At 36.2% G+C, this 12,693-nt stretch carries 17 protein-coding genes and 2 tRNA genes; 15 read left to right on the top strand and 4 right to left on the bottom strand.

Annotated features, from left to right (window positions below; genetic code table 11):
* The first annotated feature begins 59 nt into the window (after positions 1 to 59).
* The 10 genes from MXE27_RS03505 to MXE27_RS03460 all read left to right on the top strand — a co-directional run bounded on the left by MXE27_RS03505 (position 60) and on the right by MXE27_RS03460 (position 6,900).
* The gene (locus tag MXE27_RS03505) at positions 60 to 869 is read left to right on the top strand and encodes a DNA replication complex subunit Gins51 (RefSeq protein ID WP_248611020.1); all 810 of its coding nucleotides are present in this window, start codon (positions 60 to 62) and stop codon (positions 867 to 869) included.
* A 300-nt stretch (positions 870 to 1,169) separates the two neighbouring features.
* Positions 1,170 to 1,448, top strand: coding sequence for a 50S ribosomal protein L44e (locus MXE27_RS03500; protein ID WP_248611019.1), 279 nt, complete (start codon positions 1,170 to 1,172; stop codon positions 1,446 to 1,448).
* 45 nt (positions 1,449 to 1,493) lie between these two features.
* Positions 1,494 to 1,679, top strand: coding sequence for a 30S ribosomal protein S27e (locus tag MXE27_RS03495; protein ID WP_248611018.1), 186 nt, complete (start codon positions 1,494 to 1,496; stop codon positions 1,677 to 1,679).
* Between the two features lie 43 nt (positions 1,680 to 1,722).
* Positions 1,723 to 2,502: a translation initiation factor IF-2 subunit alpha gene (locus tag MXE27_RS03490; protein ID WP_248611017.1), complete on the top strand. Its 780-nt coding sequence runs from the start codon at positions 1,723 to 1,725 to the stop codon at positions 2,500 to 2,502.
* Positions 2,499 to 2,684 (top strand): RNA-protein complex protein Nop10, encoded by a 186-nt coding sequence (locus MXE27_RS03485; protein WP_248611016.1) that lies wholly within the window; start codon positions 2,499 to 2,501, stop codon positions 2,682 to 2,684. Before MXE27_RS03490 ends, MXE27_RS03485 begins: the two co-directional genes overlap by 4 nt.
* Positions 2,685 to 2,737: 53 nt before the next feature.
* Positions 2,738 to 3,511, top strand: coding sequence for a proteasome assembly chaperone family protein (locus MXE27_RS03480; RefSeq protein ID WP_248611015.1), 774 nt, complete (start codon positions 2,738 to 2,740; stop codon positions 3,509 to 3,511).
* Positions 3,512 to 3,685: 174 nt separating this feature from the next.
* On the top strand, positions 3,686 to 4,846 hold the full coding sequence (locus tag MXE27_RS03475) for a TIGR00375 family protein (protein WP_248611014.1): 1,161 nt from the start codon (positions 3,686 to 3,688) through the stop codon (positions 4,844 to 4,846).
* A 157-nt stretch (positions 4,847 to 5,003) separates the two neighbouring features.
* The gene (locus MXE27_RS03470; RefSeq protein ID WP_248611013.1) at positions 5,004 to 5,204 is read left to right on the top strand and encodes a hypothetical protein; all 201 of its coding nucleotides are present in this window, start codon (positions 5,004 to 5,006) and stop codon (positions 5,202 to 5,204) included.
* A gap of 18 nt (positions 5,205 to 5,222) precedes the next feature.
* On the top strand, positions 5,223 to 6,296 hold the full coding sequence (locus tag MXE27_RS03465; RefSeq protein ID WP_248611012.1) for a M28 family metallopeptidase: 1,074 nt from the start codon (positions 5,223 to 5,225) through the stop codon (positions 6,294 to 6,296).
* A 106-nt stretch (positions 6,297 to 6,402) separates the two neighbouring features.
* Positions 6,403 to 6,900, top strand: a complete 498-nt coding sequence (locus MXE27_RS03460; RefSeq protein WP_248611011.1) for a GNAT family N-acetyltransferase — start codon at positions 6,403 to 6,405, stop codon at positions 6,898 to 6,900.
* A gap of 9 nt (positions 6,901 to 6,909) precedes the next feature.
* On the opposite strand, the gene MXE27_RS03455 is transcribed toward MXE27_RS03460, so the two are convergent.
* The 4 genes from MXE27_RS03455 to MXE27_RS03440 form a co-directional block, all read right to left on the bottom strand.
* Positions 6,910 to 6,984 (bottom strand) — tRNA-Arg (locus MXE27_RS03455).
* Positions 6,985 to 7,056: 72 nt separating this feature from the next.
* Positions 7,057 to 7,130, bottom strand: a tRNA-Arg gene (locus tag MXE27_RS03450).
* A 55-nt stretch (positions 7,131 to 7,185) separates the two neighbouring features.
* Positions 7,186 to 7,899 carry a proteasome assembly chaperone family protein gene (locus MXE27_RS03445; RefSeq protein WP_248611010.1) on the bottom strand — a complete coding sequence of 238 codons (714 nt, stop codon included), beginning with the start codon at positions 7,897 to 7,899 and terminating at the stop codon, positions 7,186 to 7,188.
* Complete coding sequence (locus MXE27_RS03440; RefSeq protein ID WP_248611009.1) at positions 7,896 to 8,357, bottom strand: PepSY domain-containing protein; 462 nt, start codon at positions 8,355 to 8,357, stop codon at positions 7,896 to 7,898. The genes MXE27_RS03445 and MXE27_RS03440 overlap by 4 nt, the downstream gene beginning before the upstream one ends.
* A 402-nt stretch (positions 8,358 to 8,759) precedes the next feature.
* On the opposite strand from MXE27_RS03440, the gene frhA reads away from it, so the two are divergent.
* From frhA to MXE27_RS03415, 5 genes are read left to right on the top strand one after another with little or no spacing between them, the layout of a single operon-like run.
* Positions 8,760 to 9,977, top strand: coding sequence for a coenzyme F420 hydrogenase subunit alpha (frhA, locus tag MXE27_RS03435; RefSeq protein WP_248611008.1), 1,218 nt, complete (start codon positions 8,760 to 8,762; stop codon positions 9,975 to 9,977).
* Between the two features lie 30 nt (positions 9,978 to 10,007).
* Positions 10,008 to 10,484: a coenzyme F420-reducing hydrogenase, FrhD protein gene (gene frhD / locus MXE27_RS03430; RefSeq protein WP_248611007.1), complete on the top strand. Its 477-nt coding sequence runs from the start codon at positions 10,008 to 10,010 to the stop codon at positions 10,482 to 10,484.
* Positions 10,485 to 10,486: 2 nt separating this feature from the next.
* Positions 10,487 to 11,329 carry a coenzyme F420 hydrogenase subunit gamma gene (frhG, locus tag MXE27_RS03425; RefSeq protein WP_248611006.1) on the top strand — a complete coding sequence of 281 codons (843 nt, stop codon included), beginning with the start codon at positions 10,487 to 10,489 and terminating at the stop codon, positions 11,327 to 11,329.
* A 12-nt stretch (positions 11,330 to 11,341) separates the two neighbouring features.
* Positions 11,342 to 12,187: a coenzyme F420 hydrogenase subunit beta gene (gene frhB / locus MXE27_RS03420; protein ID WP_248611005.1), complete on the top strand. Its 846-nt coding sequence runs from the start codon at positions 11,342 to 11,344 to the stop codon at positions 12,185 to 12,187.
* A gap of 48 nt (positions 12,188 to 12,235) precedes the next feature.
* Positions 12,236 to 12,604, top strand: a complete 369-nt coding sequence (locus MXE27_RS03415; RefSeq protein WP_248611004.1) for a hypothetical protein — start codon at positions 12,236 to 12,238, stop codon at positions 12,602 to 12,604.
* Positions 12,605 to 12,693: the final 89 nt, after the last annotated feature.

The following is a 12,693-nucleotide window of genomic DNA, read 5'->3' as shown; positions in this document are numbered from 1 at the left end:
CTAAGCAATACTATAATAAAATAAAAAGTATTTAGTGAGGATTTAAGTGAGGAATAGGGTTGGACGAGTTTTTCCAAAAATTAAGGAAAATACAAAAGAAGGAGCGCAATGAGAGCGGTTTGGCTAGAGTAGGAGATGACTTTTATAAGAGAGTACATCGCTATATAGAGGAACTAATGGATACTGTGGGCAATGATCCTTTTGCTAAAGAACAATATCTTCTCAGAGATACTCAGAGAATTGCTACTGAGATATGTGAGCGGAGAGAACATAAAATAACAGATAGTGCGGTTATGAATATTCAACGTTCCTATCATTTATTTAAGGGAAAACCTAAGTTTGACTTGCAAGATACCACTCCTCTAAATCTTACTCCTGAAGAAGAACAGCTCTATTTTTCTCTCATAGACACTCTTAGGGGATACCGGAGCAAAATTATACCTTCTCTTGATGCTTTAGATGACGAAGTAATCATTGAAAAGCCAAATATCCCTAAAAAGAAAGATAATTCTAAAAAAGGATTAACTGATGAAGAAAGGGCTTTGTTTGAATTAAAACAATTAGAACAGAGTAATATTTCGCCTAATACTGAATTTAATGATGTAGTTCCATTAAATTCTGAAAATAGTAAAAAATATGTTCCAATTAATCCTGAGGATATAAAGAAGATTTCAGAATCAAAAAAAGATGAAGATGCTAAGCTGACAAAAAATTTAAAGACATTGGTCATTTTTGAACAGCTGCCGTCTATTGTTGGTGTGGATGAAAAAGTTTATGGTCCTTTTCATCCTCAAGATGTTGTTATAATGCCGGAATCTAATGCAAATATTTTTATAAAGTCCCGAAAGGGAAGGCTGGTACACAAATAGGAGTATTAGGGAATAATTAAGCATATTCAAATTCAATCTAAGATTAATTCTTATATTGGATGCAAATTATTTTTTGGGACTAATTTATGCAATGGTCTTTTAAGAGTCTGTTTTTACTTAAAAATAGTGTTTTGTGGAATATTAGTAATTGTCGTTAATATTTTATACAAACATATAAATAGAGATTCAAATGATAAACTCATAATATATCTTTTCTGCCCTCTGACTAGGGTTAGTTAATTATTATTCAATTCAGATCAAATTTATGATGTGGATTATTTTTACAATAGAGGTGATTATATGAAGATTCCTAAAGAAAGGAGAACTTACTGTCCAAGTTGTAAGAAACATACAGCTCATGAAGTATTCGAATCAAAAAGAAGGAAAGCTAGCGAATTGAAATGGGGTCAAAGGCAATTCAGACGAGTAACAGCTGGTTACAGGGGTTACCCTCGGCCACTTCCATCTGGAAACAAACCCGTAAAAAAACTGGATTTAAGACTCAAATGCAAAGAGTGCGGTAAAGCTCATATTAAGAAAAAAGCATTCCGGACTGGAAAACCAGAGTTTGTAGCTTAAATAAGCTCATATTAATTATTTGAATTATGGATAGTAGGTGTTATAATGGTTGTATTTCAAAACACAAGAAGCAATTTCCTTAGAGTGAAATGTTTAGACTGTGGAAACCAGCAGATAGTATTTGACAGAGCTGCCTCTACAGTACAGTGCATTATCTGCGGTAAAACTCTGGTGAAGCCAAAAGGTGGAAAATCCCAGATTACTGCTCAAATAGTAGAAGTATTAGATTAATTTTTTTTTAAACTATTTTTTTATTTTATTTTAGGTGTTTGTCATGGTAAGAAGAAAAAATCAGTGGCCGGATGAAGGTGAACTGATAGTGGGAACAGTACATAAAGTTCTAAACTACGGTGCCTTTGCTAACCTGGAAGAATATCAGGGTAAAGAGGCTTTTATTCACATTTCAGAGGTTTCATCTGGTTGGGTAAAGAATATTCGGGATTATGTCAGGGAAAACCAAAAAATAGTGGCTCGTGTTTTAAGGGTTAACCCTAAAAAAGGGCATGTTGATGTGTCCATGAAAAGGATCCGTGAAGATCAAAGAACAAAAAAGATCCAAGCATGGAAAATCGAACAAAAAGCAGAAAAATTCCTTGAAATAGCTGCAAAATCTTTAGATAAAGACCTGGACATGGCTTATAATGAAGTGGGTTATGAACTCATGGATTTATTTGGCGATATTTATGGGGCATTTGAAGCTGCAGCTGAAGAAGGAGAAACTGCTCTAACAAACGAGGGAATTGCTGAAGATTGGGCGAAAGCCATCACAGAAATTGGAAAGAAAAATATTACTCCTCCTGAAGTTCAGATTACAGGATATGTGGATATAAAATCTTATGCTCCTAATGGTGTTGAAATAATAAAAAAAGCACTTCAATCAGTTGAAAAAGACAATATAAATATTCAATGTGTTGGAGCTCCTCGTTACAGGATGATTGTAAAATCTAGCGAGTATATCCAGGCTGAGAAAGAATTAAAAGAAGCAGCGGATAAATGTATTGAGATAGTGGAGTCATCTGAGGGTGAAGGAATATTCTACCGTGAGTTGGAATGAAACTCAAAATGCGTAAATGCAGATCCTGTGGGGAGTATACTCTTCATGATGAATGTCCTCATTGTAAAGGAGATGTAGGAGTAATTTATCCCCCTAAATATTCTCCTGAAGATAAATATGGAAAATACAGGAGAATTCTTAAAAAACAGATGCTAGAAAAAGAGAATTCTACACGATTTTAGAGCCGAATAATGGATAATGGCGACACTTAAATGGAATAAATAGGAGGACTAAGATGAAGAAGACCTTTATAACTATTTTAGAAGAGGTAGAACTAAATCAGCCTATTTTCATAGAAGCCCTTCCTGGTATTGGACATGTGGGTAAATTAGCAGCAGACCACATAATTGATGAATTAGGGGCAGTTAAATTTGCAGAAATATATTCACCATCATTTCCTCCTCAAGTACTGGTAGATGAAAATGGAGTAATAGAAACTATGAAAAATGAGTTCTATTATTTAAAATCTGCTGGTGAATATGAGCAAGATTATATTATTTTAGTGGGCAACACCCAAGGATTGTCTCCTGAAGGCCAATATGAAGTATGTGGCTTTATTTTAGATTTTGTTGAAAAATATGGCGTTCAAGAATTATATACTTTGGGAGGTTTAGCTACAGGCCAGCCTGTGGAAAAAACTAAAGTATTTGGTGCTGCAACTAACCTCGAGAAAGCTAAAAACTTGGAAGAATTTGATGTAACCCTAAGATCTGCTGATGGGGGTATCATTGGCGCGTCAGGATTGCTTTTGGGTATGGGAACTCTTAGGGGAATGGAAGGAGTTTGTCTAATGGGAGAAACACCGGGTTATTTCATTGATGCTGAGGCTGCTAAAGCACTGCTTAATATACTTGTTGCGCTGCTGAATCTGGAAGTGGACACAGAAAAACTGGATGAAAGAGCAAAAGAAACACGAAAAATGATATCCAAAGCTCAACAAATGGAGCAAGAAATGATGGAACGCATGACCCTTAAACCCGGTGAAGAAGATCTGCGCTACATCGGATAATCATTATTCTTTTTTTTTTAATCTTCTGCTTTTTTGATACTGTCCTTTAATTATTCTCAGAAGAATGAGAATCATAACTATTTATTTTCATATTTTTTTAAAAGTGCAATGTTCTTAGTCCTTAATCAATCAATATAAAAATTATTATATATCAAAATCTTCAAAGGTCTCCCTATGATAATTAACGCGGATTTACACATTCACAGTTGTTTTTCCAGGGCCACTTCTAAAAATATGGTTATAGATGCCATTGCTCCACAGGCAAAACTCAAAGGTTTACAACTGGTGGGTACAGGGGACGGCCTTCATCCAGGATGGTTGCAAATAATTAAAGACAGCACAGAACCTTCTGAGGAGGGTATTTATTCTCAAGGCGACTGTGATTTTATAATAACTGCAGAAGTTGAAGATAATCGTAGAGTTCATCATTTGATGATTTTACCATCCATAGAAACTGCCCATTCTATCCGAGAAAAAATGGTTTCTGTGGATAAAGAAAGAGAAGGGAGACCTCGTGTGCGCATGGATGGGGCTGAAATAATGGATATAGTTCATGATCATGATGGTTTAATTGGTCCGGCCCACGCTTTTACACCATGGACCAGTATGTACAAAGCACATGACAGTTATATGGATTGTTATGGTAAAAAACCAGACTTTTTAGAATTAGGATTATCTGCAGATACAGAAATGGCGGATCTGGTAAAAGAACTGCAAGATATTCCATTTTTAACTAATTCTGATGCTCATTCCCCATGGCCTCATAGGTTGGGTAGAGAATTCAATAGCATTGAAATGGAGGATATTTCATTTAATTCTTTAAAAAAGGCACTTCATAATAGAACTATCAAAGCTAATTATGGTTTTGATCCAAACATGGGTAAATATCATATGACTGCGTGCACACGTTGTTATGAAATATATGATCCTCAAGAAGCACTGAATACAAAAATGAAATGTTCTTGTGGGGGTACGATTAAAAAAGGAGTTGATTTCAGAATATCTGAAATAGCTGACTGGAAATCACCACACCATCCTTCTCATAGGCCACCATATATCCATATTCTGCCTTTAGCTGAAATGATCAGCTTGAAATATTCTAAAGGAGTTACCACTAAATTTGTCCAGGGCATTTGGGAATTATTAGTAAATGAATATGATAGTGAAATCGATGTCATACTAAATGCTCCGTTGGTAGAAATAAAAGATATTGATTCTGGCATGGTTTCTGTAATTCAAGCATTTCGTGAAAAAACCCTCATTATTGTGCCGGGGGGCGGAGGAAAATATGGCGAAATCAGATTTCCTGAAAATAATTTAGATAATTATTTTTAACCAATATTACTAATTTCATCATTTAAATTTTTTCATCCATTTATTCTCTTATTCTCCATCTGATTAAAATGTTAAGTAGATACTAATAATTATTATATTGAAAAAATAATATGAAATTTTATCGTGATATTTTCTTGAAATTAAAAGGAGGGTGTGCATGGATTTAAAGACTACTATAGGGGTATGTAAAAATGTTGACTATGAAGAAAAAAAAGTTATCATTCCTAAAGACCCTGACCTCTTGGAAGATAATGACGTAGTTTTAATCATAAGTGCTAAAGAATTCAGCAAGCTGGCAGATAATGTAAAAGATTTAATTAAGTACGTGGAAACTGTACAGGAATTAAGAGAATTATAGTGCTTTAGGCGGAGTGACATGCACCAAAAATATTTAATCATCTATTTAATTTTTATAATTCCTCTATTTTTATTAATTTCTATAAATCAGTATAACCCTCCAGATGAAAATTTTTCAATTTCATCGCAGGTAAAATATTTTTCTCAAGAAATAGGCCCTCGACCTGCAGCATCAGATAATGAAAGTAAAGCAGCATACTATTTGGAATCTCAAATGAGAAATTATGGTGTGGATACTGAAATACAAGATTTTAAATATTATTCTTTAAATTCGAAAGCCATAAAAAAATCTCAAAATGTTATTGGGACTATTAAGGGTGTTTCTTCTAAGGAAATTATAATCTGTGCTGATTTGGACACAGTAAGAGATAAAAGGTATGGGAAATATGTGGATGGCGCAAATGATGATGCAAGCTCTCTAGCTATAATTATGGCTCTTGCAAAAAAATATGGTAAAAAAAAGCCCTACTTAACTATAAAACTTATTGGATTTGGCGCAAGTGAAGAATCTTTTACATTCCCCATAATAACTCCTTCTAGAACCTGTTTAAAGCCAGAATCTTATTATAAAATACTTTACACTCCTTATTTAATAGGATCCCGTTATTATGTCTTAACTCATCAAGAAGAACTTGAAAATATGTTCGCAGTTATTAGTTTAGAAGCTACTGGTACAGGAACGCCTTGTTTTATAGGTAAAGATGCCTTTGTTGAAAATAATCTCTTTTTTGTAAATTTTTTAGTCAGTAATGCAAAATTGCATGGAATTAATGCTCAAAACATAGATTTTACATCTTTTGAAGATGAATCTAAAACAGAAGGTGCCATTAGCCATGTATACCTTCCTTTTTCATACGCAGGGATACCTTCCACATTTTTAACATGTATGAATAATCCAAATTCATCTTCATCATCCCATAATACTCTTGAAATTCCAGAATACCTTACTTTAAATGATACTTACGATAATTTAGTTAAAAATAGTGGAAATGAAGATGATTTGGAACAGCATCTGCAGATGGTTTTTTTTGTAGTAGATGATAGCATTGGTAAATTATCCGCCTTATATTCCATGAATAATTATTTTGAATAGAATTTTAAAATCAATTTAAATCCAACCTACATTAAATGGTAGTTCAAAAAAACTTCTTAAAATTTACTAATAACTCTTTAATAGATAAAAATAAAAATTATTTAGTATGAATTTTCAGATTGAACAGATGGTTGCTGGGGATTGGGATCAAGTTTCAAGAATTTACTTAGATGGTATTAGAACAGGAAATGCTACTTTTGAAGAAAAACTCCCTTCTTGGGATTTTTGGCTTTCAAAGCATATATTAGATTGTAATATTGTGGCACGCAGAGAAAATGAAATTTTAGGTTGGGCAGCATTATCTCCCACATCCAATCGAAAAGTCTATTCAGGAGTAGTGGAAGTAAGTGTCTATGTAAACGATGAACATAGGGGAAAAAAGATAGGAATGAATCTTATTCAGGAGCTAATAAAATTATCTGAGAAAAAGGGATTTTGGACCTTACAAGCAGGAATATTTCCTGAGAATAAGATCAGCATAAATTTGCATAAAAAGTGCGGGTTTAGAATTGTGGGCATGAGAGAAAAAATTGGTAAACTTGACGGCATCTGGCGTGATGTTGTTTTAATGGAAAGACGTAGCAAAATAGTGGGGACTGATTAAATTAAGAAACGGACCCGCGGGGATTTGAACCCCGGACCTTCAGATTAGGAGTCTGATGCCCTATCCAGACTAGGCTACGGGCCCAAGCATAATTGTTAATATAATTGCATAAAGAGTTCTAATATTAGTTAAATTCATAAAAAAAGATTTTTTTGACGGACCCGCCGGGATTTGAACCCGGGACCTTCGGATTAGAAGTCCGACGCCCTATCCAACTAGGCTACGGGCCCGCTTGAAAACGGTAAAAAAATGTTAGATTGTTTTAGTATATAACTGCTTTGATTTTTACATATATATTGGCGATTCTGGATCACTTTGAACAGTTTCGGCTAATTTCTTCAATCTGGATTCTATCTCTTGTGCTTCTTGTAATAATGGTTCTGGATTGATATTGGTTCCAAGCATCTGGTTAAGGGTATCAATGACGCCTGCAGCTGCTCTAGGATCTGGATACGGATTTAGAATTTCTGCAAATAAGCATGATGCATTAATATTCTTTGATGCACATCTGGTTAAGAGAGTACCAGATAACCCATTTAAATTTCCGAAAGGAAGTACGGGTAATTCTAAATCTGAAAGTCTCTTCAAAGCATCTTCATTGTTGCCTGCAGCACCCACAGCTTGAGTTTTTTCTCTTACAACCATGCTGTTAAATGTTATCAGCTCTTTACTGTTGTTCTTATCCATCCAATCCACAATAGCATTGGTCATATCATAAACTACGGTGGGGGGCACTATGAAATCGGATAAAAATAAAACTAACCCTTCCCCTTCATATATCCTAAAAGGATGTATGGCAACTCCTTTATATAGGACTGCCAGGGGAGGGAAATATTTGGAATCAATGTACCCTATTTCTCGCATTTTCAAATCTTCTACCAAGAGCCAACCAACAATGTTCCCAATTAGGCCCACGCCAGGTGATCCTTCAAGGACGATTGCATCTTCAATATCCTCAGATAATAATGTGCAACACTCTGTTTTGGTTTCTACTTTCATGGTGCACCACCGGCACCTTCAATAATTTCTCCGGTTTTGGCATCTATAATGAAATACCCTTCGCTTTTACCATTCTTATTGACAGATACATAATAAACTTTTTTTCCATCAATGGTTTTTAGTTCAGGAGTTCCTGCACTTGCTCCTGTAGTTGAGTCTATCTCAGCTTCGGCAATACTTTTTGCCTTTGAACTAGATATCTGCACATTTGAACCTCCATTATCACCACTACCACTAGTACTTTCCTGATCACTTCCAGATGAGGCTTGAGAATCACTAGTTTGTCCCTGTACTTCATCAGAAGAACCGGTGGAACTTTGGCCGTCTTGTGTCGGGGTCTGACTTTGCAGGTCAGATAGCTCCCATAAGTTGGGGGTCTGGCTAATTTGGTAACCAGCAGCAGCTACACCTATTGCAAGTACTATGACCACTGATATTAATATTTTCGAGTTTATCAATTAACTCACCATTATATTATTATATTTTAGATCTTATTAAACTAACTCAATTATTATTGGGGTTACCAAAAATTATCTTAAGATAATATTAATAATCTCTAGGTATCCCTAGATCTACTCTAAGGATTCACATACTTTATGTTCATTCAGTTTATAAACTTTTACCTTGTAGCGAATTTTTTTATTAATTACTAATTCTTATGCGTTAATATTATTTAAAGTATTACTTATATATTACTCTTTATATTATTTTTACATATGGTTTTGTCAAAAATGAAGCTATCCCTGGGTTAGTAGTTATATAAATAGTTTTCACTTTTATTTTAAATGAAAACCTTATAACATATAATATTAGAATATAATTGATAGTTTTTTGAACTTTAAAAACAAGAGGTGATACATTTGAGCGAAAGGATTGTTATATCGCCGACATCACGACAAGAAGGACACGCAGAACTTGTCATGGAAGTCGATGATGAAGGAATCGTGACCAAGGGGCGATACTTCAGTATTACTCCTGTTAGAGGCCTAGAGAAAATAGTGACCGGTAAAGCTCCAGAGACAGCACCTGTTATCGTACAGAGGATCTGTGGTGTTTGCCCTATACCTCACACTCTAGCTTCTGTGGAAGCGATGGATGACTCCCTGGATATAGAAGTGCCTAAAGCTGGTCAGTTACTAAGAGAGCTAACATTAGCTGCTCACGACATAAACAGCCACGCTATACACCATTTCCTGATAGCTGCTGATTTTGTACCAGAAAATTTAATGGCTGCTGCTATAAATTCAGTTTCTGAAGTCAGGAAAAATGTACAATACGTAGTTGATATGGTAGCAGGTGAAGGTATTCACCCAGCTGATGTACGTATTGGTGGAATGGCTGATAATATCAGTGAATTAGCCAGAAAACGCTTATATGCGCGATTGAAACAACTAAAACCAACATTAGATGAACATGTTGATTTAATGATTGGTTTAGTAGCAGATAAAGGTTTACCTGCAGGTTTAGGTGTACATAATCAGAAAACAATGGCTACTGATGTTTTATATGGTAATCGAGACAACTTCGATTTAGATAGATTCACAGAAATAATGCCTGAAAGCTGGTATGATGACCCTGAAATAGCCAAAAAGGCTTGTTCCACTATTCCATTATATGATGGTAGAAACATAGAAGTAGGTCCAAGAGCTAGAATGGCAGAATTCCAAGGATTTAAAGAAAGAGGTGTCGTAGCCCAGCATGTAGCTAGAGCATTAGAAATGAAATCTGCATTAGCAAGAGCTATTGATATTTTAGATGAATTAGATACATCTGCACCTGCTCGAGCCGATTTTGATATAACTGGTACTGGTAAATTAGGTATTGGTGCTATTGAAGGCCCAAGAGGAATGGATGTACACATGGCACAAGTTGCCGATGGTAAAACTCAGTTCTACAGTGCACTAGTTCCTACCACCTGGAATATACCCACTATGGGTCCTGCAACTGAAGGATTCCACCACGAATTCGGACCTCACGTTATCCGAGCATACGACCCATGTCTGTCCTGTGCTACTCATGTAATAGTAGTAGATGATGAAGACAGTAGTGTCATTAAAAACGAAATGGTTAGACTTTAAGCTCAGACTTATCGTTACTAAGGGAATAACATGCCATATGATGCGGAGATTTTAGTTGTTGGATGTGGAAATGTCTTATTCAAAGACGATGGATTTGGACCCGCAGTGATCGAAGCCTTGGAGACTTACTTCAAGGAACATGAAGACGAACGTCCAGAGAACACTATGTTCATAGATGCTGGAACAGGAGGCCCTCATTTTGTATTCTCACTGCCTCATGATTCTTGGAAAAAGATGATTGTGGTGGACATTGTGGAATACAAAGCGGAACCTGGTGAATTAAGAAAATTCGAGGTAGATGAAATTCCGAAGGGATCCTATGAAAACATGCACTCATGGCCGGTTAACCAGCCATTGCATGAACTCAATGAAAAAATAGATGTCATGGTAATTGGATGTAAGCCAAAAGAAATCTCTGCTCCAAACGTGGAAATGGGTCTAACACCCCCCGTTGAAGAAGCTATTCCCAAGGCCATTAAAATGATTTTAAAGGAAATTGGGGTTTAGCAATGAGTTTAATCAACCGAATTAAAAAATTTTTTGGAATGGAAGCTAAACCAGACATTGAAGCTGAACCAGATGCAGCCAAATCAGCAGAAGGAGCTTCAGAACAGGAGGTTGAAAAAGTGGCTGAAGAAAAAGCAAAACCAAGAATAGGTTACATACACTTAAGTGGATGTACCGGAGATGTTATGTCGTTAAGTGAGAATTACGACATTCTCGCCGAATTACTCACCAATATGGTGGATATTGTTTATGGACAAACCCTGGCAGATGTATGGTGGGATGATGAGAACCCAATGCCAGAAATGGACCTTGCGTTAGTAGAAGGGTCTGTCTGTCTACAAGACGAACACAGTCTTAAAGAATTAATGGAAGTAAGGAAAAGAGCAGCAATGGTATGTGCTTTCGGATCTTGCTCTGCTACCGGGTGTTTCACCAGATACTCCCGTGGAGGACAGCAAGCACAACCGGCACACGAATCATTCGTACCTATCGCTGACTTAGTAAAAGTGGATTGTGCCATCCCAGGATGCCCACCATCCCCTGAAATTATAGCAAAAACCGTTGTAGCTCTAATCAACGGCGACATGGACTACTTACAGCCCATGATTGACTTAGCAGGAATGACCGAAGCATGTGGTTGCGACTTACAATTAAAAGTGGTTAACCATGCTCTATGTATTGGATGCGGAACCTGTGTCATGGCTTGCCAAACCAGAGCTCTCGACATGACCAACGGCCGACCAGAACTAAACAGCGACCGATGTGTCAAGTGTGGAGTCTGTTACGTACAGTGCCCGCGAAGCTGGTGGCCAGACGAACAAGTCAAAAAGGACTTAGGACTATAGGAGGCTGGAAAAATGGTTTTAGGTACTTACAAAGAAATAGTTTCTGCAAGAGCAACCGATAAACAAATCCAAAAAGTCGCCCAAGACGGTGGAATTGTAACCGGTCTATTAGCCTTTGCATTAGAAGAAAAAATCATCGAAGGAGCCGTAGTCGCTGGACCAAGTGAAAAATTCTGGAAACCAGAACCTATGGTGGCCATGTCTGCTGATGAGATCATAGCTGCTGCTGGTACCAAGTACACTTTCTCTCCTAACGTAATGATGTTAAAGAAAGCTGTACGACAATACGGTATTGAAAAATTAGGAACTGTTGCTATTCCATGTCAAACCATGGGTATCAGAAAAATGCAGTCCTACCCATTCGGTGTAAGATTCTTAGCTGACAAAATAAAGTTACTCATCGGTATTTACTGTATGGAAAACTTCCCATACGCTTCTCTAGAGACTTTTATCTCTGAGAAAATGGGAGTCAGTATGGAAATGGTAGAAAAAATGGATATTGGTAAAGGTAAGTTCTGGGTACACACTCAGGATGAGGTCTTAAGCATTCCATTAAAAGAAACCCACGGATACGAACAGAGCGGATGTAACATCTGTCTGGACTATGTGGCTGAACTTGGTGATTTGTCCACGGGATCTGTCGGTTCCCCTGACGGATGGTCTACTGTGATCACCCGTACTGATGGTGGAGATTCTATCTTTAAACAAGCAGTAGAAGCAGGAGCATTCGAGACTAAGGATATTGCAAATGTAAAACCTGGTCTAGATCTCTTACAAAAATTATCTGCTCAGAAGAAAGAGAAAAACCAAAAAACCATCGACAAGAGAAAAGAAATGGGATTACCTGTTCCATTCTAATTCTCTTTTCTTTTTTTATTTTGCTGAGATCAAATATTTGGTGTTTTAATGGACACATTTCTTATTTTTGCAGCCATGCTCATGGTTTACATGTATGGCCTCTTTTTTTATTTCTATAAACTTTCTAAAGATAAAAAACAAAAGAATTCTGCTATGATGGTTAGGGCAATAACTCACTTCAGGAGCAAAAATTTTGAACAAGCCCAATATTTTTTAGAAGTAGTTTACAATGAGGCCATGAAATCTGAAGACCTGTATTTTGCTGCTGAAAGTTTATATTACCTGGCTTTAGTAAACATTGAACAGAAAGATAGTCAAACCGCATTGCAATTTCTTGAAGAATCTTTCGACTACTACAAACAATTAGAAGATGAAGAAGGAATTCAAAAAACTCAAGACTTGATGATCAAATTATAAAAAAACTTCAAATTATCCATAAAATTTCATAAAAGTGGCTGTAAAGTTGTTGGGGGTTGGGACTTTGCGAAAAATTTTTTGAAAAAAAA

It is taken from the genome of Methanobacterium alcaliphilum (genome assembly GCF_023227715.1).
Classification (GTDB): Archaea; Methanobacteriota; Methanobacteria; order Methanobacteriales; family Methanobacteriaceae; genus Methanobacterium_E; species Methanobacterium_E alcaliphilum.
Note: the sequence above shows the minus strand (reverse complement) of the source record. Positions and strands in the feature narration are given on the sequence as shown.